The following is a 22,227-nucleotide window of genomic DNA, read 5'->3' on the forward strand; positions in this document are numbered from 1 at the left end:
CGATGCCTGCTATCCCTTTGGAGCATGGTCTGGCGGTCGCCGGCATCCTGTTCTGCCTTGGCCTGGTCGGCCTGATGGTTCGCCGTAACATTCTGTTCGTGTTGATGAGCCTGGAAATCATGATGAACGCTGCCGCACTGGCGTTCATCGTGGCGGGTGCGCGTTGGGGCCAGCCGGATGGACAAGTCATGTTCATCCTGGTGATCAGCCTGGCAGCCGCCGAGGCCAGTATCGGCCTGGCGATCCTGCTGCAACTGTATCGTCGCTTCCACACGCTTGATATCGACGCTGCCAGTGAGATGCGCGGATGAACATGATCTTTCTGACTTTCGTATTTCCCCTGATCGGTTTCCTGCTGCTGTCGTTCTCTCGCGGACGCTGGTCGGAAAACCTCTCGGCCCTGATCGGCGTGGGCTCGATTGGCCTGTCGGCCATTGTGGCCGCCTACGTCATCTGGCAATTCAACGTGGCGCCGCCGGAAGGCGGTCACTACACCCTGGTGCTGTGGCAGTGGATGTCGGTGGAAGGCTTCAAGCCCAACTTCGCCCTCTACGTCGACGGCCTGTCGATCACCATGCTCGGCGTGGTGGTGGGTGTAGGCTTTCTGATCCACCTGTTCGCGTCCTGGTACATGCGCGGTGAAGCGGGCTACTCGCGCTTTTTCTCGTACACCAACCTGTTCATCGCCAGCATGCTGTTCCTGGTGCTCGGCGATAACCTGTTGTTCCTGTACTTCGGCTGGGAAGGCGTGGGCCTGTGCTCGTACCTGTTGATCGGTTTCTACTACAGCAACCGCAACAACGGTAACGCAGCACTCAAGGCGTTTATCGTCACGCGGATCGGCGATGTGTTCATGGCGATTGGCCTGTTCATCCTGTTCCAACAGGTGGGCACGCTGAACATCCAGGAACTGCTGGTGCTGGCACCGCAGAAATTCCAGGTCGGCGATTTCTGGATCACCCTGGCCACCCTGATGCTGCTGGGCGGCGCCGTGGGTAAATCCGCGCAACTGCCGCTGCAAACCTGGCTGGCGGACGCGATGGCCGGTCCTACCCCGGTGTCGGCATTGATCCACGCCGCGACCATGGTGACCGCCGGTGTCTACCTGATCGCGCGTACCCACGGCCTGTTCACCCTGGCGCCGGACATCCTGCATCTGGTAGGCATCGTCGGCGGCGTGACCCTGGTACTGGCCGGTTTCGCCGCGCTGGTGCAGACCGACATCAAGCGCATCCTCGCCTACTCGACCATGAGCCAGATCGGCTACATGTTCCTGGCCCTGGGCGTCGGCGCCTGGGACGCGGCGATCTTCCACCTGATGACCCACGCCTTCTTCAAGGCCCTGCTGTTCCTGGCCTCCGGTGCGGTGATCGTTGCCTGCCACCACGAGCAGAACATCTTCAAGATGGGCGGCCTGTGGAAGAAACTGCCGTTGGCTTACGCCAGCTTCATCGTCGGTGGCGCCGCGTTGGCCGCCTTGCCGCTGGTGACCGCCGGTTTCTACTCCAAAGACGAAATCCTCTGGGAAGCCTTTGCCAGCGGTAACCAGAACCTGCTGTACGCGGGCCTGGTGGGTGCGTTCATGACCTCGCTTTACACCTTCCGCCTGATCTTCATCACCTTCCACGGTGAAGCCAAGACCGAAGCGCACGCAGGCCACGGCATCTCCCACTGGTTGCCACTGTCGGTGCTGATCATCCTGTCGACCTTCATCGGCGCCCTGATCACCCCGCCACTGGCCGGTGTACTGCCGGAAAGCGTCGGCCATGCCGGCGGCGAAGCCAAGCACAGCCTGGAAATCGCCTCCGGCGCCATTGCCATCGCCGGTATCCTGCTGGCGGCCCTGCTGTTCCTCGGCAAGCGTCGCTTCGTCAGCGCCGTGGCCAACAGCGGTATCGGCCGCTTCCTGTCGGCCTGGTGGTTCGCTGCCTGGGGCTTCGATTGGATCTACGACAAACTGTTCGTCAAACCTTACCTTGCGATCAGCCACGTGCTGCGCAAAGACCCGCTCGACCAGACCATCGGTTTGATCCCGCGCGCCGCCAAGGCCGGTCACACCGCCTTGAGCCGCAGCGAGACCGGCCAGTTGCGTTGGTATGCGGCGTCCATGGCAGTGGGTGCCGTGCTGGTGATCGGCGCCATCGTCGTGGTAGCGGTCTGACTATGTTTAAGTGCACTGCGTACTTTGCGAACTTGCGAAAGGAAACGAGCCCGTCATGATTCTGCCCTGGCTAATCCTGATCCCCTTTATCGGCGGCCTGCTCTGCTGGATGGGTGAACGCTTCGGCGCCACCCTCCCCCGCTGGATTGCGTTGCTGACCATGTCCCTGGAACTCGCGCTCGGCCTCTGGCTGTGGGCCCATGGCGACTATTCATTCGCCCCCGCTCCGGGTGTCGATCCGACCTTCGCGCTTGAATTCAAGCACGTATGGATCCAGCGCTTCGGCATCAACGTGCACCTGGCCCTCGACGGCCTGTCGCTGTTGATGATCCTGCTGACCGGCCTGCTGGGTATCCTCTCGGTACTCTGCTCCTGGAAAGAGATCCAGCGTCACGTGGGCTTCTTCCACCTGAACCTGATGTGGATCCTGGGCGGCGTTGTCGGCGTGTTCCTGGCGCTGGACCTGTTCATGTTCTTCTTCTTCTGGGAAATGATGCTGGTGCCGATGTACTTCCTCATCGCGCTCTGGGGTCACAGTTCTTCGGACGGCAAGAAAACCCGGATCTACGCGGCGACCAAGTTCTTCATCTTCACCCAGGCTTCCGGCCTGATCATGTTGGTGGCGATCCTGGGCCTGGTACTGGTCAACTTCAACAACACCGGCGTGATTACCTTCAACTACGCCGACCTGTTGAAAACCAAGATGTCCCTGACCACCGAGTACGTGCTGATGCTGGGCTTCTTCATCGCCTTCGCGGTGAAGCTGCCGGTGGTGCCGTTCCACTCCTGGTTGCCTGACGCCCACGCCCAGGCGCCGACCGCCGGCTCCGTGGACCTGGCCGGTATCCTGCTGAAAACCGCTGCCTACGGCCTGCTGCGTTTCGCCCTGCCGCTGTTCCCGAATGCCTCGGCCGAGTTCGCGCCGATCGCCATGACCCTGGGTCTGATCGGGATCTTCTACGGTGCGTTCCTGGCCTTCGCGCAAACCGACATCAAGCGCCTGATCGCCTTCTCGTCCGTTTCCCACATGGGTTTCGTACTGATCGGCATCTACTCCGGCAGCCAACTGGCGCTGCAGGGCGCGGTGATCCAGATGTTGGCCCACGGTGTCTCGGCCGCTGCACTCTTTATCCTGAGTGGCCAGCTGTATGAGCGCCTGCACACCCGTGACATGCGTGAAATGGGTGGGGTGTGGTCGCGCATCGCGTACCTGCCGGCAATCAGCCTGTTCTTCGCCGCCGCATCGCTGGGCTTGCCGGGTACAGGTAACTTCATCGGCGAGTTCCTGATCCTGATGGGTGCCTTCGTGCAGACGCCGTGGATCAGCGCCATTGCTACCTCCGGCCTGGTGTTCGGTTCGGTCTACTCGCTGATCATGATCCACCGCGCCTACTTCGGCCCGGCCAAGTCCGACACCGTCCTGCAAGGGATGGATGCGCGCGAACTGATCATGGTGCTCGGCCTGGCGGTACTGCTGATCTACATCGGCGTATACCCACAGCCGTTCCTGGACACTTCTGCCGCAACGATGCATGGCGTGCAGCAGTGGTTCGGCACCGCCTTCTCTCAACTCGCTTCGGCCCGGTAAGAGCGCTATGGAATTCACGATCCAACACTTTATCGCGCTTGCGCCGCTGCTGATCACCAGCCTCACCATCGTGGTGGTGATGCTGGCGATCGCCTGGCGCCGCAATCATTCGCAAACGTTCCTGCTGTCCTGCGCCGGGTTGAACCTGGCCCTGCTGTCGATCATCCCGGCCCTCAAGGTCGCGCCACTGGCGGTCACGCCATTGATGATGGTCGATGACTTCGCGCTGCTGTATATCGCGCTGATCCTGGTCGCGACCCTGGCCTGCGTCACCCTCGCCCACGCCTACCTCGGCGAAGGCGGCACCGGCTACCCAGGCAACAAGGAAGAGCTGTACCTGCTGATCCTGCTGGCTGCGGCCGGCGGTATCGTGCTGGTCAGCGCGCAGCACCTGGCCGGCTTGTTCATCGGCCTGGAATTGCTGTCGATCCCGACCTACGGCCTGGTGGCCTACGCCTTCTTCAACAAGCGCTCCCTGGAAGCTGGCATCAAGTACATGGTGCTGTCGGCCGCCGGTTCCGCGTTCCTGTTGTTCGGCATGGCGCTGCTCTACGCCGAAGCCGGCAGCTTGAGCTTCACCGGTATCGGCCACGCCCTGGCCGCCACCAACAGCCCTGCGCCGATTGCCCAACTGGGCCTGGCGATGATGCTGATCGGCCTGGCGTTCAAGCTCTCCTTGGTGCCGTTCCACCTGTGGACCCCGGACGTGTACGAAGGCGCCCCGGCGCCTGTGGCCGCGTTCCTGGCCACTGCGTCGAAAGTGGCCGTGTTTGCGGTGATGGTGCGTCTGTTCCAGATCTCGCCTGCGGCCAATACCGGCGTGCTGAGCAATGTACTGACTGTGATCGCCATTGCGTCGATCCTGTTCGGCAACCTGCTGGCGCTGACCCAGAACAACCTCAAGCGTCTGCTCGGTTACTCGTCCATCGCTCACTTCGGCTACCTGCTGATCGCCCTGGTGGCGAGCAAAGGCCTGGCCGTGGAAGCCATTGGCGTGTACCTGGTCACCTACGTGATCACCAGCCTTGGCGCATTCGGTGTGATTACGCTGATGTCCTCGCCGTACAAAGGCCGTGACGCTGACGCCCTGTACGAATACCGCGGCCTGTTCTGGCGCCGTCCGTACCTGACCGCCGTACTCACCGTGATGATGCTGTCCCTGGCGGGCATCCCGCTGACCGCCGGCTTTATCGGCAAGTTCTACATCGTCGCCACCGGCGTCGAGGCCCACCAGTGGTGGTTGGTCGCATCCCTGGTCCTGGGCAGCGCCATCGGCGTGTTCTACTACCTGCGCGTGATGGTCACTCTGTACCTGATCGAGCCGAACCTGCGCCGGGTGGATGCCGAGCTGCATTGGGAACAGAAGGCCGGCGGCGTGATGCTGCTGGCCATCGCCCTGCTCGCCTTCTTCCTGGGCGTGTACCCGCAACCGTTGCTGACGTTGGTGCAGCATGCGGTGCTGGGGGTTTGACCGCTTAGGTTGATGCAGTAAAAAGAACGGCGCCTTCGGGCGCCGTTTTTGCGTTTCAGGGGGAACACATTAGAGATGCAGTGCAACCACTATCGTCTTCGCGGGCAAGCCCACTCCCACATTTGGAATGCATTCCCCTAGGGGGGGGTGGGCTTGCCCTGCTAATGCCAGTCAGTTAAGGCTTTTGTAGGAGCTAGCTTGCTCGCGAAAAACTCACAGCCACCGCGTTCATTTTATGATCGTTCCCACGCTCTGCGTGGGAATGCCACCCGGGACGCTCCGCGTCCTGCTTTAAGCGCAAGATCCGGCACTTGCGCAAGGGTGACGCGGAGCGTCCCGGGATGCATTCCCACGCGGAGCGGGGGAACGATCAACTGGGCTGATCTGAAACAGCTGCAAAAAAAACGCCCCGAATGTTCGGGGCGTTTTTTTACAGGACTACAGCATCAGAACGCGATACCGACCTTGAAGCCATACTCATCACGCTTGAGCTTGGTGTTGTCGGCCACATAGGAGTCGTCATCGAGCTTATACTCGGTGCGGGTGTAGTAAAGGCCCGCCATTACCGGCAGGTTGCCTTTCTGGTTCATCAGCAGGCTGACTTCGGCATAAGGGTTGGTGCGGTCCTTGAGGTCGACGCTGTCGCTGCCGACGCCATCCACCTTGAGCTTGGCGCGGCCATCGATGGTATGACGGGCGCCGGCTTCAACGCGCAGGGTCATGTCATCGAACTGGTGGTTGTAGCCCAGGGCCGCCTTGGCGAACGGCGACTTGTTGGTGAGCTTCATGTCGTAGCCATTGGTGTCCGGCTCATAACGGGTCCAGGTGTAGCCACCGCCGACGATTACATCGACAAAGTTGCGCGCATCCAGCGCGGCACGCCAGCCGAGGTCGAGGTCGGCCTGGCCTTCCTTGAGTTTGTTGTCGCTCTTCTCACCGTACTTGGCTTCAATACCGGCCTGGTAGATAAAGCCGGATTCAGCGGTGAGCTTGTTGCCGAAGTTATAGAACAGGCCCGCTTCGGGCATGTGCTCCTTGTCGCTGTCGCTACCGCCTTCGAGTTTGAAGTCGTTATAGCTGCCGAGGATCCCGAAGGTGGAAATCGGGTCGGTGGACGGCGCCGCGAACACCACGGTTGGCGCGGCCACCAGGGCCAGCAACGAGGTGTTCTTGAGAAATTTTCCGAATAGTTTGGACATCATTTACATCTCCATTTTTGAGTGGGCAAAGTATTCAGGAATCGGTTCGAACCTCGGCGCTTACAAAAAGTTCGAACGGATTTGCACCAAAATGGACAAAAAACGGTTCAGCGAAGGCTCTAGTTCAATACTCTTCGCTATCGGGCCGGCCCCGGTGTTCAAGTCCCCGCGCAAGTGCCGCTGCGAATTGTGATTTTGAATGAACCTTTCCGCGCGCCTACCTATCCATCTATAACAAGACAGGGAGGCAACATGAGTACCGCTAAGATCTACACCATCCACTATCAACTGCACGGTAAACCCAAGTCTTTCGTGGTACGCGCCGAGGTGATGAACAGCACCGAAGCCTGGCATTGGGCGGCCGTCGATGCCGACATCGCGCACGTCAGCCGCATCGGCCGCGTGGGGCACGAACAGGTGAAGAAAACCACCCGGCCCTGGGCTGAAAAGTACGGCATCACTGACGTGAGCTGGAACCCTCCAAAATAAACCCCTCCAAATAAACAAGCCCCGCAAATTGCGGGGCTTGGTTCACTTTTTCAAGTCGCCCAGCGGATCGTAGGGCGGCTTTTTTTCCGGCTGCTCTTTTTGCTTGTCCAGCGGCGCGATGGCCGGGCCGACGGGGTCGACCTGCGGGTCAGCCAAGTCGGGCGAGTCGGGATCGAAACCCAACTCATCGTTACCGCTGGCGTGTTCATCGGAACGCGGGCCGTTCGGGGGATTACTCATGAAGACCTCCTTGCTTACAGCGGGCGGGCTTTGTCGTGAAGGTTTTCCAGGTCTTGTTCGACCCGCTCCACGTCGTCGTTGTCTTGACGTTCCGCCGGGTCATTGGGGCGCAGTGCATCGTTATCGCGCTCCTCTTCACCGGGCGTGCGATCAGGATCGGGCGTGCCAGGCGGCGGTTGCTTGTGTTCGGACATGATGGCTTTCCTCATGGGGACTTCACGGATTTAGAGAAACCCCTCGTGGCCATCGTTCAACTTGATTGCTTCAAGCATGAGAAGATGCCCTCCCGTGCTGGAGGCCCGACCCGATGTTCGAACTCAAACCTTGTGACCCCGCTGTCTACCGGCAGCAGACCCGCCGCAGCACGCTGATCGTCGCTGTGGTGTTCCTGGCCCTGGCGATGCTGCTGTCGAGCCTGGCGGTGATGCTGTTCGGTGAACCGGGCGGTGATAACTTACGCTTCAATGTCGGCGGGGTATTTGCCGGGGTATTGATCACCGTCGCCCTGGTGCGTGGCTCGTTCTGGAACCAAGCGTGGTTGGCGCCGGCGGTATACGGCTGGCAGCTCAAGCGTAGCCTGATGAGCGTGACCAATGTGATGCATAAGGTCAGCGAACGAGTCCAGGCCAATGACCCCAGCGCGATCAAGCTGCTGCGCTTCTACCACCTGGGCCTGACGCAGATGCATGCCCTGGATGCCAACTCCAGCGCCCAGGCGCAACTGGCCGGTGAGATCGACGCGCATGCGGCGAAAATGCAAGCACTGGGCATCGATACCGAACAAACCCGCCTCGATCCGGCGTGGCTACAGCTATAAAGGCTGATCCGTACGTTTATAGGGCAATAAACGCAGGCCGCTGGCCACGGCCCCGGCCAGCGCGAACACGCACCCCAGCCACAGTGCGTATTGCGGGCCACTGTCCACGAACAGATGAAAGCACAACGCTACCAACGATGCGCCCAACGTCTGCCCCAGCAGCCGCGAGATCGCCACGATGCCACTGGCCCCGCCGCTGCGAGCCAACGGTGCGCTGGTCATCAAGGCCTTGAGGTTGGGCGACTGGAAAAAGCCGAAACCGGCGCCGCAGAGGGCCATGCGCCAGCCGATCTCGAAGGCCGAGGCGTCAGTGCCCAAGGTGGCCAACGCGGCCATGCCGACGCTGAGCATCAACAAGCCAATGCCGCACAGCAGGCCCAGTGACACGCGATCGGCCAGGCGCCCTGCGATCAAGGCCATGACCGCCACCACGGCCGGCCACGGTGTCATCAGAAAACCAGTTTCCACTTGGCTGTGGCCCAGCGTCGTTTGCAACAGAAACGGCAGCGCCACAAACGCCAGCCCCTGGGCACTGAAGGCACAGATCGCCGTCAACGAAGACAATGCAAACACCGGGCGCTTGAACAAATCCACCGCCAGCATCGGCGCCGGGTGCCCGGCCTCGCGGCGCAGCAGCAACGCGCCGAACACCAGCGCCAGCGCGATCAGCCCCAGGGTCAGCGCGCCCTGTGCACCATGCACGGCGGCGCCCAGTCCCAAGACCAGCAAAGCGAACAAGCCTGCGCACAACAGCGCCGCCAAGCGGTCGAAAGCGTGACCCATGATTGGCAGCACGGGTAACGATCGCAGGCCCAGGCCGAGGGCCAGCAGCCCCAACGGCACATTGATCAGGTACAGCCAGTGCCAGGTGGCGACCGAAAGGATCGCCGACGCCGCGGTGGGGCCCAAGGTGAACGCCAGCCCCACCACCAGCGAGTTATAGCCCAGGCCGCGCCCGAGCATGTTTGCGGGGTAGATATGCCGCAGCAACGCGGTGTTGACGCTCATCAGCGCCGCCGCCCCCAGGCCTTGCGCCACCCGTGCGGCGGTCAGGGTCAGCAGCGAATCGGCCAGCCCGCACAACAACGATGAAACAATGAACAGCAGCAATCCGCCCAGGTACACGCGGCGATGCCCCAATACATCGCTCAGCGCCGCGAACGGCAGCACCGTCGCGACAATCGCCAACTGGTAGGCGTTGACCACCCAGATCACCGACGCCGAGTCAGTGCCAATACCCTCCGCCAGCGTCGGCAAGGCGGTATTGACGATGGCGGTGTCGAGGGTCGCCATGCCGATCCCCAAGGACAGGGCAATCACTGCCGGCAAGCGTTTATTGAGGGGCAGCCCATCGGCAACAGAAGACATGAACGATCCGCACGGGTGGCAAGGGCGCCTAGATTACGACCAGTGCGGTTTTTTTTCAGCGGTCATTGGCGTGGCTGTCAATTTTTTCATGTTCGCCGAGGCCTGGCCTGGCCCGGGTCAATAGGTGATTTGGACGGTGGTAACGGACGGGCTCATGCAGCGATTACAGGCTAACTGGTCAGCCGCCATCTGCGGATTCCAGGGGCCGATCACGCCGTCGCGCTTGCCGTTGTCATCCACTGAATCCAGCGCCTTCAGGACGTTGTCACGTTTGAGTACTTCGCGGGCAAGTTGGGTTTCATTGTCTTTTTGCGCGTCGCCCGTCAGCGAACGTCCCGCCACTTCACGGATTTTGTCCGTGGTTGCATTCGGAGTCGTCGGGTGTTTGAACGCCTGGAAGTTGTCACCAAACGCCTTGGCCAGATCCGAATCCGACATCTTCGAATACTGGTTGGGGGACGGACGTGCCGGCGCGGCGTGCGACACGGAAATGCTTGAGATCAGCATGATTAAGTGCTCCTGGAAGTTTGCCGAGGTCGCTGTTCTGTGGCCAGCGACCATCGGTCAGTTCCAAGGCTTCAGGGGGCAAGCTGTCACCTGTGGATCGGCGTAGCCGGGGTAATCGCGCTCAGGTCTAAATGCCCCTGTTTCAACGGCGGGCACCAATAGTAGCCGCCGGTCAACGGTGTGCTGATGCGATACAAACCATCGACAATCCCGTCTTCCAGGCCACTCATGCGGCGCAGTTGCGCTTCGAATGCATCGAAGGAATGCCCGAACGCGAGAAACATCAGCCCCGCCTGGCCGTTCTCGGCCCATGGCATCGACCGACGCACCACGAAGGCCTCCGGAGTGAAGCTTTCCTGGGCGGTGCGCTTGGTGTGGGCAAATTCGGGGGCGTCATCGAGCTCTTCGTTGTCGCCATGGCGGCGGCCGATGATGTGGTCGCGCTCCTGGGCCGGCAGCGCGGCGAAACCGTCGAGGTCGTGCTGCCATTGCTGGATAGCGGCGAAGCTGGCGCCGCTGTCCGTCAGAGCCGCTTCAACGGCCGCGTCGTCGTGGGGATTCTCGGTGCCGTCTTCGTAGTCGGTCAGGTCGAAACCGGTCTTGTAGCGAAAGCCTTCGGTCATTTGTACCAGGCGCAACGCCGGCGCCAGGGCTTTTTCGAACGCGCGGCTGCGCAGCAACAATTCTCCCCGGTCCACGCCATGCAGCCATACCCACAGGGCCTGCTGAGTGGAGGGGTTATGCGCGCCCGGGCCGCTGAGGGCCGGGAAGCTACGCAACCCTTCGACGCGTGCACCCAATGCGTTTACCAGCGGCTCACCGAAACCGACCACCGCCGCGGAATCCGTCAACTGCACCAGTGCGTCCAGCGCAGCGGGCAAGGCGTCCAGGGACTCAATGGCAAAAAACAGATGGCGTGCCTGCAACGGCACCGGTGCGGCAAGAATGCCCGGCTGGTACTGACTCATGTGAACTCCTTCAAGAAAGCCGCGCAGTTTATCCCGAAGCACCCGGAATGCGCAGGGGAAAGCGCGCAAGCCTTGCCATAGAGCCCTGGTATAGGTGACTCTCTAGTCATGTTTTGCAACTATTCCAGGGGTAGCGCCATGACCACCAGTAACCTGCTCGCCCAGTTGTTTCCCGCCTCCACCACCGACATTCCCGAGCCATTTCGCCTGGGCGCGCCGATTGAACAGCGTGATTACCTGGTCGACGGCCAGTTGCGGGTGTGGAATGGCCCGTTGGCGCGCATCCAAAGCCCGGTGCAACTTGGCGATGAACGCGTGCACATCGGCAGCACCCCGCTGCTGGACGCCGAGACCGCCCTCACCGCCCTCGACGCAGCCGTACGCGCGTATGACCGGGGCCAGGGTGAATGGCCGACCCTGCGCGTGGCCGACCGCATCCAGCATGTGGAAGCCTTCCTGCGGCGCATGCGCGAACAGCGCGACGCGGTGGTTAAGCTGCTGATGTGGGAGATCGGCAAGAACCTCAAGGACTCGCAGAAAGAGTTCGACCGCACCTGTGACTACATCACCGACACCATCAACGCCCTCAAGGAACTCGACCGGCGCAGCAGCCGCTTCGAACTGGAACAGGACACCCTGGGGCAAATCCGCCGCGTACCGCTGGGCGTGGCGCTGTGCATGGGGCCTTATAACTACCCGCTCAACGAGACCTTCACCACGCTGATCCCGGCGCTGATCATGGGCAATACCGTGGTGTTCAAGCCGGCCAAGCTCGGCGTGCTGTTGATCCGCCCGTTGCTGGAAGCATTCCGCGACAGCTTCCCGGCCGGGGTGATCAACGTGATCTACGGCAGCGGCCGCGAAACCGTCAGCGCGCTGATGGCCAGCGGCAAGATCGATATCTTTGCGTTTATCGGCACCAATAAGGCCGCCAGCGACCTGAAAAAACTGCATCCAAAACCCCACCGCCTGCGCGCCGCATTGGGCCTGGATGCGAAAAACCCCGGCATCGTGTTGCCCGAGGTCGACCTTGATAACGCGGTCAGCGAAGCGCTCACCGGCTCGCTGTCGTTCAACGGCCAGCGATGCACCGCGTTGAAAATCCTGTTTGTGCACGCGGATGTGGTCGATAGCTTTATCGAGAAGTTCAACGCCAAGCTAGCGACGCTCAAGCCCGGTATGCCGTGGGAGGATGGCGTGGCGCTGACGCCGTTGCCGGAAGTGGGCAAGGTTGATTACCTCAACGAACTGGTAGCCGACGCGGCGCGGCACGGCGCCAAGGTTGTCAACGCCGAAGGTGGCAGCAGCCGTGGGTCGTTCTTCTACCCGGCGGTGCTGTACCCGGTGAACCCGCAGATGCGCGTGTACCACGAAGAACAGTTCGGCCCGGTGGTACCGATCGTGCCCTACCGTGACCTCGAGACGGTGATCGACTACGTACTGGACTCGGATTTCGGCCAGCAGTTGAGCATTTTCGGTACCAACCCCGTCGAGGTCGGACGCCTGGTAGATACCTTCGCCAACCAGGTCGGCCGGATCAATATCAACGCTCAGTGCCAACGCGGGCCGGACACCTTCCCCTTCAACGGGCGCAAGAACTCGGCCGAGGGCACGTTGTCGGTACATGACGCATTGCGCGTGTTCTCGATCCGCACCTTGGTGGCGACCAAGTTCCAGGAGAGCAACAAGGCGTTGCTCAGCGATATCCTGCGCAACCGTGACTCGAGCTTCATCAGCACCGACTACATTTTCTAAGCACAACGCCGATCTGAATGTGGGAGGGGGCTTGCCCCCGATGGCGGTGGATCAGTAAAGAGTCTGTTAGCTGACACACCGTCATCGGGGGCAAGCCCCCTCCCACATTGTTTGACCGAGTTTACCCTGATGGATGAGGCCCCTTTACTACCGATGAACCTGCCTATGCTCGCCCGGCGCCTGCTGCGCCCCGTGCTCGACCCGTACCGGCGCTATCGCCATGCCAAGCTGATCCACGCGGTACGCGTGTCCATCGGCTTGCTGGCGACGATCCTGCTGACCACCGGCATCAACCTGCCCCATGGTGAGTGGGCGTCGGTGACCATGCTGATTGTGATCGGCGGGTTGCAGCACCATGGCAATATCGGCAAGAAAGCCGTGGAACGCGCCTACGGTACGTTGATCGGGGCCAGCGTCGGCTTGTTGGTGGTGGTGCAACATGCCTGGCTGGGTATGCCACTGCTCACCTACTTATTGATGTCGGCGGTGTGCGGGTTCTTTTCCTACCACGCCATCGGCAAGGGCGGCTATATCGCGTTGCTGTCGGCGATCACGGTGTTTATCGTGGCCGGGCACGGCGACAACCCGATCTCGGATGGGTTGTGGCGCACCGTCGACATCCTGATCGGCATCGCGCTGGCCCTGGCGTTTTCCTTCGCCCTGCCGCTGTACGCGGTGTACTCGTGGCGCTACAACCTGGCCAGTGCCTTGCGCGATTGTGCAGCGATCTACAGCCGGATCATCAATGGCCAATCGGTCACCGATGACGAACACCTCAAACTGCTCAACCGCTTGAACGCGGCCATGCTGCAGCTGCGCTCGCTGATGCCGTCGGTGTCCAAGGAAGTGCGGATTTCCATGACCGAGCTGGATAAACTCCAGCGGCACCTGCGCATGTGCATCAGCACCCTGGAGATTCTTGGCAATACCCGACCGGACCCGCGTGATGAGCAAGCTACCGCGCGGATGCGCGTGATGCTCAAGGCCGAGCATCGGCAGATTCGGGTGCAGTTGGTGGGAATGGCACGGGCGTTGAAATCGGGCGTTACGGAGCGTCTGCAACGCCCCCATACCGCCAGCGGCACCCAAACCACACTCGATGCACCCGTATACAGTGCGCTGGATGGTTATCGATTGTTGACCGTACAACTGGCGGATAACGTGGATCAGATGCGCCAGCGGCTGGCGAAAAGTGCCCCTCGCTGGAAAATCTAGAGAAGGCCGTTGCGTAAATTTGCTCGCATTAACGCATTCACACTTTCTCTTACATATTTTTCACGTTTTATTCACAAGCCGAGACGTAGTGTGAAGCCTCATCCGTTACAAACGTTGCATATCAAGCCCGCCGCCCCAGCGGGCTTTTTTTTGCCCTGGATTTGACCTAGCGCGCAACCTTGCCGGCAGGCGTTGTTGCCTGCTCACGAATCGCCCGCTGGGTCTCCAGCACTTTGGCCAAGGCCGTTTCGGCCTCAGCGCTCTGCTGCGGCACACGAATGGCCGCCGACACCAGCGTAATCAGCTTGGCCATCACTTCGGCATCCGTCGCCGGGCGCCCGAGGCTCATGGAGTTCATCAGCAGGCGCAATTCAGTGCCGGCCATCACCCCGGAAATCGCCTTGAGCGCAAATTGCAGGCGCACGCCCAGTTCATTGCGTGGCAAATCCGGCAATGCCAGGGCGAACGCCTCGAAGAAACGCTGGAACACCGGCTGGTAATGCACCTTGAGGTATTCCTGGATAAACGGCGAGGTGTCGCTGTACACCCGACCGAGAAAACGGATGAAGGAACGCCCTTCCCCACTGGCTGGATCGCTGCGTTCCAGGCCCATGGCCGGGGCGAACAGCACGCCGAGCAGTGTGTCGCAGTCCAGCGGGCCATCGGACTCGGCCTCGCAACGCGCCAGCAATTCCAGGCGCTGCTCGTTGAGCGGCTCAAGGCGCTGCATCAGCAGGGTTTTCATCAGGGAGTCCTTGTCCCCGAAGTGATAGTTCACCGCAGCCAGGTTGACCTGGGCGCGCTCGGTAATCTGCCGTAATAAAACCGCGTCATATCCGTACTTAATAAAGAGCGCCTCTGTCGCATCCAGCAGTCGAGTCTTGGTAATGTTTGGAGCGCTGAGCTTCTTCGCGGCCATAAGGGTTCCACGGGGGAAATATTGTTTTAAAAAATAATTTGATTTTTTATACCGGGGCCTTCGTTCGAAAGCAAGTAATGACACGGTGCCATATGAGCAAAAGCCTTGCATGCGCGAATATTCATGGCCGCCAACGGATTTTCAACCCTTCGCGAGGCCTGCGCAGACGTCGTCTCAACGCAACAAACCGCTCTACATCCACAGCTGGCGAAGCGGATTGAACGCGGTTACTATTCAAACAATTTTTTAAAAACAAGAAATTAAACTAGTCGGTGACGGCATCGGCAGCCCCGCAAACTTGTTACAAAGATTTGCAGGGCCACCCAAGACCGTCGAGACTGCAGGCGTAGTCATGATGACCGAGACCCCCGCGCACCCCAGCTTGATTTCCCTGCAAGGCATCGGCAAAAGCTATCAGCTTGCCGGGCAACAGCTGTCGATTCTGAATGACGTGTGCCTGTCCATCGCCAGCGGTGACAGCTGCGGCATCCTCGGCGCATCCGGCTCCGGCAAAAGCACCCTGCTCAATATCCTCGGCCTGTTGGACTTGCCCAACTGTGGCCAGTACCACTTCGCCGGCCATGACATTTTCAACGCCACGGCGGATGAACTGGCGGCGATCCGTAACCAGCAGATCGGTTTCGTGTTCCAGAGCTTCAACCTGCTGCCGCGCCTCAGCGCCCTCGACAACGTCGCGCTCCCCCTCAGTTATCGTGGCGTATCTCGCCATGAATCGGTGGAGCAGGCCTTGCGCATGCTCGAGCAAGTCGGCCTGGCCGAGCGCGCCCACCATCGCCCCGCCGACCTCTCCGGTGGTCAACGCCAGCGCGTCGCCATCGCGCGGGCGCTGGTCGGCAAGCCCTCGGTCATCCTCGCCGACGAACCCACCGGCAACCTCGACAGCAGCACCGCCCAAGACATCATGGACCTGCTCCTCACCCTCAATCGCGAGCAACAGGTAACGCTGATCATCGTCACCCACGACGCGCAGATCGCCGAGCGGCTGGAGCGCAAGATCCGGGTGCGCAACGGCGTAGTGCACGAGGACCAGCGCCGATGAGCCTGCGGGTCGAGCAGAGCCTGAGCCAACTGCTGCATGAAGCGTTCATCAGCCTGCGCACCCTGGGCAAACGCTCGGTGCTGGCCCTGCTGGGTATCGTGATCGGCAGCTCATCGGTGGTGGCGTTGATCAATATCGGCCATAACGCCGCGATGGACGCCGCGATGATTTTCAAGGACATGGGCACCGACACCCTGGTCGTCCAGTTCCCGCCCAAAGGCACCAGCAACGTAGCGATGCGCAGCCAGATTGACCTGGAACAGGTACGCCAGGCTGTGCCGGGCATCGCCCATATCGGCGCGCTCAGTCTGTTCAGCGGGCCCATCGTGTTCCATGGCCGCAGCGCCAATGCCAACTTCGTCGGCAGCACCTCGGATGTGCAGGCCGCCATGCGCCTGGCGCTGCGCGAGGGGCGTTTCCTGTCCGCCTTCGATGCCAATGAAACCTATGGGGTGATCGGTGACCAGGTCGCCCAGACGCTCGGCGCACCCGGTGAGCCGCTCAAACTGGGCGACCGCGTGCGCATCAACGACTACCTGTTCCTGATCATCGGCATCCTGCACAACCAGCCCCACGCGATGCTGATGCCGGTGCAAGCCAATGAATCGCTGTTCATTCCCGCCGAGGGCATGCGGCGTATCCTCGCCAGCCCGCAGATAAGCAATGTGATCATCCGCGCCCAGCCTGGACAAGACATGGAACGTGTGGCGCGGGACGCCGCCGCCGCGCTGCAACCGCAATTGACCGAGCACACGGTCGATATCACCGTGCCCCAGCAAATGATCGATGGCATGACCCGCCAAAGCCGCACCTTCGCCTATCTGCTGTTGGCCCTCGGCGCGATTTCGCTGGTGGGCGGCGGTGTCGGGGTGATGAATGTGATGCTGATGAACGTTTCAGAACGGCGCCGTGAGATCGGCATCCGTATGGCCCTGGGCGCGCGCCAGCGGGATATCCGTAACCTGTTCCTGCTCGAAGCCGTCACCTTGACCGCCGTTGGCGCGTTGTGCGGCGCGGTACTGGGCATGACCGCCGCCTGGTTCTACGCGTGGCTGTCGGGCTGGGCATTTTCCCTGGCGGTGGCCGCCCTGCCCCTGGGCGTCGGCAGTACGTTGCTGGTGGGTCTGTTCTTTGGCATCTACCCGGCGGTCTCGGCCTCACGGCTGCAACCGGTGGAGGCCTTGCGCGATGAATAAAGGACTACTGCTGCTGGCGCTGGTCAGCCTGCCCGGCATGGCGGCCGACATGGTCGTCAAACCCTCGGCGCCCAGCAGCACCCGCAGCGGCTATGACCGCGGCATATCGCTGAACGCCCAGGTGACGACCTTGACCCTGGGCGACGCCGTGTACCTGGGCCTGCGCAACAACCCGGCGATCCGCAGCGCTTACCTGCAGCGGGTTGCGCAGAAGTTCGACCTGCGGGTCGCCGAAGACGTGTTCAACCCCAAGCTCACTCTCAACAGTTATTACCGTGGCACACGCGGTTCCCAGGACAGCGCGCGCAACGCCAACCTCGCACCGTCCACCAGCCTGCTCGGCGAATACGGCACCCGTTTGAGCATGGCCTGGACCCAGCAATTGAACAACGCCGACCGTGCCGGTCGTTACCGCAGCGACGGCCTTGACCTGGCCGTCATCCAGCCGCTGATGCGCGGCGCCGGCTGGGACGCCACCACGGCGCCGCTACGCCTGTCGCGCTTGGCGGAGCAGGCCAACCGTCTCAATCTCAAAGCCACCGTGGCGCAAACCATCAGCCAGATCATCGCGACCTACCGCGAGCTGCTGCGGGCCCAGGAACAACAGGTGATCGTCCAGGATGCGCTCAAGCGTTCCAACACCCTGCTGGAGGTGAACAAGGCATTGATCAGCGCCGGGCGCATGGCCGAGTTCGAGATCGTGCAGACCGAAGCCGACATCGCCACCCAGCAATTGGGCGTCGAAGAAGCGCAGAACCAACTCGATACCAGTCGCCTGGCCCTGCTGCGCCTGCTGGCCCTGGACCTGTCCACGCCGATTCGCGCCACCGAAGCCCTGGAGGCCAGGCCCATGGAAATCGACAGGCGCCAGGCGTTCAACCTCGCGCAAACCCAGCAACCGGAATACCTCGCCGCCCTGCTGGGCAGCCAGCAAGCCGACCTGAACCTGGTGATCGCCAAGGACTCCGGGCGTTGGCAAGTTGACCTGGTGGCCGGTGCGAATCAGGTGCGCGACGCCTACGATAACGATAACGGCCGTACCAATAACCGCACCTGGGACAGCTACGCCGGGGTACAGGTGCAGATCCCCATCGGTGACATCAGCACGCGCCAGGCAGAAGTACGCGCGCGGGTGAATGTCGAGGACCAGGAAATCCGCATCACCGACGCCCGCCAGGAACTGGAACGCAACGTCAATGACGTGGTGCGCGACCTCGGCACCCGTTGGCGCCAATATGAAATCTCCCAGCGCGCCGTGGAGCTGTCGCGGCGCAAGATCGAGATCGAACGGGAAAAACTCAGCGCCGGGCGCTCCACCAACTTTCAGGTGCTGAGCTTCGAGACTGACCTGCGCAACGCCGAAAACGCGCGCCTCAATGCGCTGATCGCTTATTTGAACGCTCAGACCCAGCTTGACTTGACGCTGGGCATGACCCTGGAAAGCTGGGAAATCGCCCTCAATGACTACTAATCGCAAACGCCTGCTGGGTGCTGGGTTGATCGTGCTGCTGGTAGCAGTGGGGCTCGCCCTGCGCAGCCCGGCCGAAGGGCCGGCCACCCGTGAACAATGGCTGGCGGTGAAACCCGACCCGCTGGTGCACCAGATCGGCCTGGTGGGCAAGATCGAGCCCGACACCACCGTTACGCTCACCGCGCCATTCGACGGCAATGTCTTGGCCAACCTGGTCGAGCAAGGCCAACGCGTCGAGGCCGGCCAAGTGCTGTTGCGCATGGACCCGGCCACCTTAGAAGTGCAACTGCGCGAAGCCCTCTCGGCCCAGCTCAAGGCCCGGCGCACCGTGCAGGAAATGCAGGACTGGGACAGCAGCGCCGCCGTCAGCCGTGCCCGGCGCAGCCTGCGCACCGCAGAAATGACTGCCGGCAATACCCAGCGCAAACTCACTGAAAGCGAAAACCTGTTCAAGCGCGGCATCATCCCGCGCAACGAGCTCGACGACCTCAAGCAACAGACCCAGCAGCAACAGCTGGACCTGACAGCGGCGCGCAGTGAACTGCAACAGGCGCTGGAGCAGGGCAAGGGCGTATACCGGCAGATCGCCGATATGGAGCTGACCAACGCCACGGTCAAATATGACGCCCTGCACACCCTGCTCGAAGGCAAGGAGGTCAAGGCGCCCTTCTCCGGCATCGTAGTGCCCGCGCCCGGCAATAGCACGTCGTCCCAGGGCGGCAGCACTAACACCGCACCGGTACAAGCCGGCAGCAAGGTCAGCCAGGGCCAGGTGTTGTTCGGCCTGGCCAATATCGAGCGTTTGAAAATCGTCGCCAAGGTCTCTGAACTGGACATCAACCAACTGCATCAAGGGCAGGCGGTGGAAGTCATGGGCGATGGGTTTGACGGTGAGCGCCTGACGGGCTCGGTGAGCGTGGTCAGTGGCCTGGCGATCGCCAACGACAGCCAGGGCAGCGCGCAGTTTGCGGTGACCTTGTCGATCCCCAGGCTCACGCCGCAGCAATTGCAGCGGGTGCGGCTGGGGATGAGCGCGCGGTTGACCATTGTGACTTACAACAATGCGCAGGCGATTGTGGTGCCGAGCGAGGCGATCCAGGCGGACATGACCGTGGAATACCGCGAGGCGATGGATAAACCGGTGGAGCGGGTGAAGGTGACGACCGGGCAATCGACGCCCCAGGGCGTTGAAGTGTTTGGCCTCAAGCCCGGACTGGTAAAGACCTCAAGATAAACGCAGATCCAAATGTGGGAGGGGGCTTGCTCCCGATGGCGGTGAATCAGTCACACATGCTTTAACTGACCCTCCGCCATCGGGAGCAAGCCCCCTCTTATCAAACTTAAAACAACTCGCTGATTTTAAAGGATTAATTTTTCAGTTAAAAACTGAAATTTCACATTCAAAGATCGTTCCCACGCTCCTGCGTGGGATTGCAGCCCGTGACGCTCCGCGTCACCTGTGCGCAATCGCCGAAACTTTCAGCGCTTGGCGGGACGCGGAGCGTCCCAGGAGGCATTCCCACGCAGAGCGCGGGAACGATCACCTCAGCGCCAAGAATATTTGTAGGCGCCCCCAGTTTGCTGCGCGACAGCGCTACGTCGAAGAGGTAGTGGGGCCTCCCACATTTAAATTTGTGTGAGCCTGGCGGCCAGTGCTTTGGCCTGAATCGCCACATCGGTCACCGCCGTACTCTCCCACCACATCCCGCGCAACGGCGGGCCCATAGCGAACAGCCGCCCGCTCACCTGGCCCTGAGCATCGAGCACTGCACCGCTGGCATCCGCCGCAATCCCCAGCGCCAACGGCCCCGGCCGGATCAACCCGCGCTTGAGCAGTTGTTGCGGCAACGGCCTGGCCACGCGGCGCCAGTCGTATTCGATGCCGCTGGAGTTGATCAGCGCCGCTCCGTGCACCTGGGTGAGCGCCTGCTCACCGCGATGGCGCAGGCGAATCGCCACACCGCTGGCCGAAGGTACCAGCCCCTTGAACGACGCCGCGTGAATCTGCAGGCGTCCTTCTGCATGCAAGCGTTCCACCAACTGCGCACTCAACGGCGGCGAACGGTGGTGATGGCTTTCCCACCACGGCCGCACATGCCGCACGAACTGGCGTTTTTCGCGGTCGCTGGCCTGGCTCCACAACCTTGCGATGTGCACCCGCACCGTGTCCAGCGGCGCCTGCCAATCGATGTCCCGGTCCAGCGCGATACGGCATTGACGTCGCACTTCGCGCAACAGTTGCAGAGGGCTGCGCAGCGCGGGATCAGCGCCAAGAAAGTCGTCCCAGCTCGGCGGCTGGCGGCGCACATGGGGCAACAGACCGTGACGCGAAAACACCTTGATCGGGCCGCGATGCCCGGCCTGTTCCAGGGACACCACGGCATCCACCATGGTCAGCCCGGAGCCGATGATCAGCACGGTCGCATGCGGGTCGAGCCGGGTCATCGCCGATACGTCCCAGGGGTCCAGCGCCGCAGCGTTCAAGCCGCTGGATTCAGTCTGCGGCGTGCGTGCCGCCGGGAACATGCCGGTGGCCAATACCGCAAAGGTGCCACGCAGGCGTTCGCCGTTATCCAGGGACACCAAGGTGCCGGCAGCCTCAACCTGTAAGTCGACCACCTCTGCACGGACATGCTCGACCGTGGAAGCCGACAGCGCCTTGGCCTCAGCCAGGCGCTGCTGCGCGTACAGGCCAAAAATCCCGCGGGGCGGGAACAGCTCGCTGATGGGCACCGGCTGCTGCGCCGCCTGCGGCCACCCCCCGGCGTCGATGTAGGCGGTGAGCCATTGGGTCAGGTCATCGGCATTGTCCGGGTCGACACTCATGCGCGCCGCATTGCCGTTCAAGGTGTGGCCCAGTTCGACCGCACTGTAGGCCTCGCCCCGCCCCAGTTCCGCGCGCGGCTCAATCACCAGGATGCGCCGCCGGCCTGGCAGGCGCAGCAATTGCACCGCCAGCATCGTACCGCTCAGGCCGCCGCCGACGATCAGTACATCAGCGTTGCGGATGGATTCACTCATGCACGTTCGCCCTTAGCGTTTACCCAGATAAATGTCATGCAAATCACCCCGTGCCAACAGCTCGGCGGCACTGCCACTCAACACTACCCGCCCAGTATCCAACACGTACCCGTGGGACGCATAGGTGAGCGCGACGTTGATGTTCTGCTCGGCGATCAGAAAGCTCACCTGCTCGTCGCGGTTGAGCTGCGCAATGATCGCGAAGATCTCCTGCACGATCATCGGTGCCAACCCCATCGACGGCTCGTCGAGCAGCACCAACGCAGGACGGGTCATCAACGCCCGGCCAATGGCGACCATCTGCTGCTCGCCCCCGGAGGTCAGCCCGGCGCGGGTGTGGCGCTTGGTCTTGAGCCTGGGGAACCAGGTATAGATGCGCTCCAGGTCGCTGGCCAGTTCCTTGCGACTCAAGCGCCGCACGAAGCCGCCGCTGCGCAGGTTGTCTTCCACCGTGAGCTGGCCGAACACATGGCGGCCTTCCAGCACATGCACCATGCCCTGGCGCACGCGCTGGCTGGGGTCCACACCCGCCAGGTCGCGGCCGGCGTATTCGATCCGGCCACGGCTGACGTCGGCGCGCTCGGCCCGCACCAACCCGGAAATGGCCTTGAGGGTGGTGCTCTTGCCGGCGCCATTGGCGCCGAGCAACGCCACGATGGCGCCCTTGGGCACACTCAGCGACACCCCGGCCACCGCCAGGATCGCACCGTCATAGATCACCTCGATGTCGTCGACCGTCAGCAACGCCGGGCGCCCTGGCTCGATGGCAGGCTGATTCATGG

21 protein-coding genes are annotated in these 22,227 nt (G+C 61.9%); 12 read left to right on the forward strand and 9 right to left on the reverse strand.

The features are described from left to right. The first annotated feature begins 2 nt into the window (after positions 1-2). Genes nuoK through nuoN form a run of 4 tightly spaced genes read left to right on the forward strand, consistent with a single transcriptional unit; the run spans position 3 to position 5,220 of the window. Positions 3-311, forward strand: coding sequence for an NADH-quinone oxidoreductase subunit NuoK (gene nuoK / locus C4J92_RS16005; protein WP_003174727.1), 309 nt, complete (start codon positions 3-5; stop codon positions 309-311). After that, positions 308-2,161 carry an NADH-quinone oxidoreductase subunit L gene (nuoL, locus tag C4J92_RS16010; protein ID WP_124404549.1) on the forward strand — a complete coding sequence of 618 codons (1,854 nt, stop codon included), beginning with the start codon at positions 308-310 and terminating at the stop codon, positions 2,159-2,161. The genes nuoK and nuoL overlap by 4 nt, the downstream gene beginning before the upstream one ends. A 55-nt stretch (positions 2,162-2,216) precedes the next feature. Next, positions 2,217-3,749: an NADH-quinone oxidoreductase subunit M gene (gene nuoM, locus C4J92_RS16015; protein ID WP_025858974.1), complete on the forward strand. Its 1,533-nt coding sequence runs from the start codon at positions 2,217-2,219 to the stop codon at positions 3,747-3,749. A 7-nt stretch (positions 3,750-3,756) separates the two neighbouring features. Then, a complete protein-coding gene (nuoN, locus tag C4J92_RS16020) occupies positions 3,757-5,220 on the forward strand; it encodes an NADH-quinone oxidoreductase subunit NuoN (RefSeq protein WP_124367423.1) in 1,464 nt (487 codons plus the stop codon). 446 nt (positions 5,221-5,666) lie between these two features. On the opposite strand, the gene C4J92_RS16025 is transcribed toward nuoN, so the two are convergent. Continuing rightward, a complete protein-coding gene (locus tag C4J92_RS16025) occupies positions 5,667-6,419 on the reverse strand; it encodes an outer membrane beta-barrel protein (protein ID WP_124405819.1) in 753 nt (250 codons plus the stop codon). 252 nt (positions 6,420-6,671) lie between these two features. Here C4J92_RS16025 and C4J92_RS16030 point away from each other — a divergent pair, with 252 nt between their 5' ends. After that, entirely contained in the window at positions 6,672-6,908 is a 237-nt protein-coding gene (locus tag C4J92_RS16030; RefSeq protein WP_124363304.1) for a DUF6555 family protein, read from the forward strand. Positions 6,909-6,950: 42 nt separating this feature from the next. Here C4J92_RS16030 and C4J92_RS16035 read toward each other — a convergent pair whose 3' ends face one another. Together C4J92_RS16035 and C4J92_RS16040 are read right to left on the reverse strand one after the other, a co-directional pair. Further along, positions 6,951-7,148 carry a DUF6021 family protein gene (locus C4J92_RS16035; protein WP_124367427.1) on the reverse strand — a complete coding sequence of 66 codons (198 nt, stop codon included), beginning with the start codon at positions 7,146-7,148 and terminating at the stop codon, positions 6,951-6,953. 14 nt (positions 7,149-7,162) lie between these two features. Then, entirely contained in the window at positions 7,163-7,342 is a 180-nt protein-coding gene (locus C4J92_RS16040) for a hypothetical protein (protein ID WP_124404550.1), read from the reverse strand. Positions 7,343-7,455: 113 nt separating this feature from the next. Here C4J92_RS16040 and C4J92_RS16045 point away from each other — a divergent pair, with 113 nt between their 5' ends. Beyond that, positions 7,456-7,965, forward strand: coding sequence for a DUF3087 family protein (locus tag C4J92_RS16045; RefSeq protein WP_124404551.1), 510 nt, complete (start codon positions 7,456-7,458; stop codon positions 7,963-7,965). Here the strand turns inward: C4J92_RS16045 and C4J92_RS16050 are convergent. From C4J92_RS16050 to C4J92_RS16060, 3 genes are all read right to left on the reverse strand, one after another. Then, a complete protein-coding gene (locus C4J92_RS16050) occupies positions 7,960-9,333 on the reverse strand; it encodes an MFS transporter (protein WP_124363308.1) in 1,374 nt (457 codons plus the stop codon). The genes C4J92_RS16045 and C4J92_RS16050 overlap by 6 nt on opposite strands. Before the next feature lie 117 nt (positions 9,334-9,450). Further along, the gene (locus tag C4J92_RS16055) at positions 9,451-9,840 is read right to left on the reverse strand and encodes a hypothetical protein (protein ID WP_124404552.1); all 390 of its coding nucleotides are present in this window, start codon (positions 9,838-9,840) and stop codon (positions 9,451-9,453) included. Between the two features lie 86 nt (positions 9,841-9,926). Further along, positions 9,927-10,808: a Dyp-type peroxidase gene (locus C4J92_RS16060; RefSeq protein WP_124404553.1), complete on the reverse strand. Its 882-nt coding sequence runs from the start codon at positions 10,806-10,808 to the stop codon at positions 9,927-9,929. 138 nt (positions 10,809-10,946) lie between these two features. Here C4J92_RS16060 and C4J92_RS16065 point away from each other — a divergent pair, with 138 nt between their 5' ends. Together C4J92_RS16065 and C4J92_RS16070 are read left to right on the forward strand one after the other, a co-directional pair. Then, a complete protein-coding gene (locus tag C4J92_RS16065) occupies positions 10,947-12,563 on the forward strand; it encodes an NADP-dependent glyceraldehyde-3-phosphate dehydrogenase (RefSeq protein ID WP_124404554.1) in 1,617 nt (538 codons plus the stop codon). A gap of 153 nt (positions 12,564-12,716) precedes the next feature. Continuing rightward, positions 12,717-13,778, forward strand: coding sequence for an FUSC family protein (locus tag C4J92_RS16070; protein WP_124363311.1), 1,062 nt, complete (start codon positions 12,717-12,719; stop codon positions 13,776-13,778). A 166-nt stretch (positions 13,779-13,944) separates the two neighbouring features. Here the strand turns inward: C4J92_RS16070 and C4J92_RS16075 are convergent, their stop codons facing one another. Further along, complete coding sequence (locus C4J92_RS16075; RefSeq protein ID WP_124367434.1) at positions 13,945-14,697, reverse strand: TetR/AcrR family transcriptional regulator; 753 nt, start codon at positions 14,695-14,697, stop codon at positions 13,945-13,947. 352 nt (positions 14,698-15,049) lie between these two features. Here C4J92_RS16075 and C4J92_RS16080 point away from each other — a divergent pair, with 352 nt between their 5' ends. From C4J92_RS16080 to C4J92_RS16095, 4 genes are read left to right on the forward strand one after another with little or no spacing between them, the layout of a single operon-like run. Continuing rightward, positions 15,050-15,757 (forward strand): ABC transporter ATP-binding protein, encoded by a 708-nt coding sequence (locus tag C4J92_RS16080; RefSeq protein WP_124367435.1) that lies wholly within the window; start codon positions 15,050-15,052, stop codon positions 15,755-15,757. Then, positions 15,754-16,953, forward strand: coding sequence for an ABC transporter permease (locus C4J92_RS16085; protein WP_124404555.1), 1,200 nt, complete (start codon positions 15,754-15,756; stop codon positions 16,951-16,953). The genes C4J92_RS16080 and C4J92_RS16085 overlap by 4 nt, the downstream gene beginning before the upstream one ends. Further along, positions 16,946-18,424 (forward strand): TolC family protein, encoded by a 1,479-nt coding sequence (locus tag C4J92_RS16090; RefSeq protein ID WP_124404556.1) that lies wholly within the window; start codon positions 16,946-16,948, stop codon positions 18,422-18,424. The genes C4J92_RS16085 and C4J92_RS16090 overlap by 8 nt, the downstream gene beginning before the upstream one ends. After that, positions 18,414-19,658, forward strand: a complete 1,245-nt coding sequence (locus tag C4J92_RS16095) for an efflux RND transporter periplasmic adaptor subunit (RefSeq protein WP_124404557.1) — start codon at positions 18,414-18,416, stop codon at positions 19,656-19,658. Before C4J92_RS16090 ends, C4J92_RS16095 begins: the two co-directional genes overlap by 11 nt. Positions 19,659-20,050: 392 nt before the next feature. Here C4J92_RS16095 and C4J92_RS16100 read toward each other — a convergent pair whose 3' ends face one another. Further along, on the reverse strand, positions 20,051-21,445 hold the full coding sequence (locus tag C4J92_RS16100) for an FAD/NAD(P)-binding protein (protein WP_124404558.1): 1,395 nt from the start codon (positions 21,443-21,445) through the stop codon (positions 20,051-20,053). 12 nt (positions 21,446-21,457) lie between these two features. After that, entirely contained in the window at positions 21,458-22,225 is a 768-nt protein-coding gene (locus C4J92_RS16105; RefSeq protein ID WP_124404559.1) for an ABC transporter ATP-binding protein, read from the reverse strand. Between the last annotated feature and the right edge of the window lie 2 nt (positions 22,226-22,227).

This window comes from Pseudomonas sp. R3-18-08, assembly GCF_003852065.1.
In the GTDB taxonomy this organism is placed as follows: Bacteria; Pseudomonadota; Gammaproteobacteria; order Pseudomonadales; family Pseudomonadaceae; genus Aquipseudomonas.

Coding starts and splice junctions, on each gene's coding strand:
- nuoM (WP_025858974.1), top strand. CDS start 2,217: ATGATTCTGCCCTGGCTAATCCTGATCCCCTTTATCGGCGGCCTGCTC.
- C4J92_RS16095 (WP_124404557.1), top strand. CDS start 18,414: ATGACTACTAATCGCAAACGCCTGCTGGGTGCTGGGTTGATCGTGCTG.
- C4J92_RS16040 (WP_124404550.1), bottom strand. CDS start 7,342: ATGTCCGAACACAAGCAACCGCCGCCTGGCACGCCCGATCCTGATCGC.
- C4J92_RS16035 (WP_124367427.1), bottom strand. CDS start 7,148: ATGAGTAATCCCCCGAACGGCCCGCGTTCCGATGAACACGCCAGCGGT.
- nuoN (WP_124367423.1), top strand. CDS start 3,757: ATGGAATTCACGATCCAACACTTTATCGCGCTTGCGCCGCTGCTGATC.
- C4J92_RS16065 (WP_124404554.1), top strand. CDS start 10,947: ATGACCACCAGTAACCTGCTCGCCCAGTTGTTTCCCGCCTCCACCACC.
- nuoL (WP_124404549.1), top strand. CDS start 308: ATGAACATGATCTTTCTGACTTTCGTATTTCCCCTGATCGGTTTCCTG.
- C4J92_RS16055 (WP_124404552.1), bottom strand. CDS start 9,840: ATGCTGATCTCAAGCATTTCCGTGTCGCACGCCGCGCCGGCACGTCCG.
- C4J92_RS16025 (WP_124405819.1), bottom strand. CDS start 6,419: ATGTCCAAACTATTCGGAAAATTTCTCAAGAACACCTCGTTGCTGGCC.
- nuoK (WP_003174727.1), top strand. CDS start 3: ATGCCTGCTATCCCTTTGGAGCATGGTCTGGCGGTCGCCGGCATCCTG.
- C4J92_RS16080 (WP_124367435.1), top strand. CDS start 15,050: ATGATGACCGAGACCCCCGCGCACCCCAGCTTGATTTCCCTGCAAGGC.
- C4J92_RS16050 (WP_124363308.1), bottom strand. CDS start 9,333: ATGTCTTCTGTTGCCGATGGGCTGCCCCTCAATAAACGCTTGCCGGCA.
- C4J92_RS16045 (WP_124404551.1), top strand. CDS start 7,456: ATGTTCGAACTCAAACCTTGTGACCCCGCTGTCTACCGGCAGCAGACC.
- C4J92_RS16105 (WP_124404559.1), bottom strand. CDS start 22,225: ATGAATCAGCCTGCCATCGAGCCAGGGCGCCCGGCGTTGCTGACGGTC.
- C4J92_RS16085 (WP_124404555.1), top strand. CDS start 15,754: ATGAGCCTGCGGGTCGAGCAGAGCCTGAGCCAACTGCTGCATGAAGCG.
- C4J92_RS16100 (WP_124404558.1), bottom strand. CDS start 21,445: ATGAGTGAATCCATCCGCAACGCTGATGTACTGATCGTCGGCGGCGGC.
- C4J92_RS16060 (WP_124404553.1), bottom strand. CDS start 10,808: ATGAGTCAGTACCAGCCGGGCATTCTTGCCGCACCGGTGCCGTTGCAG.
- C4J92_RS16090 (WP_124404556.1), top strand. CDS start 16,946: ATGAATAAAGGACTACTGCTGCTGGCGCTGGTCAGCCTGCCCGGCATG.
- C4J92_RS16070 (WP_124363311.1), top strand. CDS start 12,717: ATGAACCTGCCTATGCTCGCCCGGCGCCTGCTGCGCCCCGTGCTCGAC.
- C4J92_RS16030 (WP_124363304.1), top strand. CDS start 6,672: ATGAGTACCGCTAAGATCTACACCATCCACTATCAACTGCACGGTAAA.
- C4J92_RS16075 (WP_124367434.1), bottom strand. CDS start 14,697: ATGGCCGCGAAGAAGCTCAGCGCTCCAAACATTACCAAGACTCGACTG.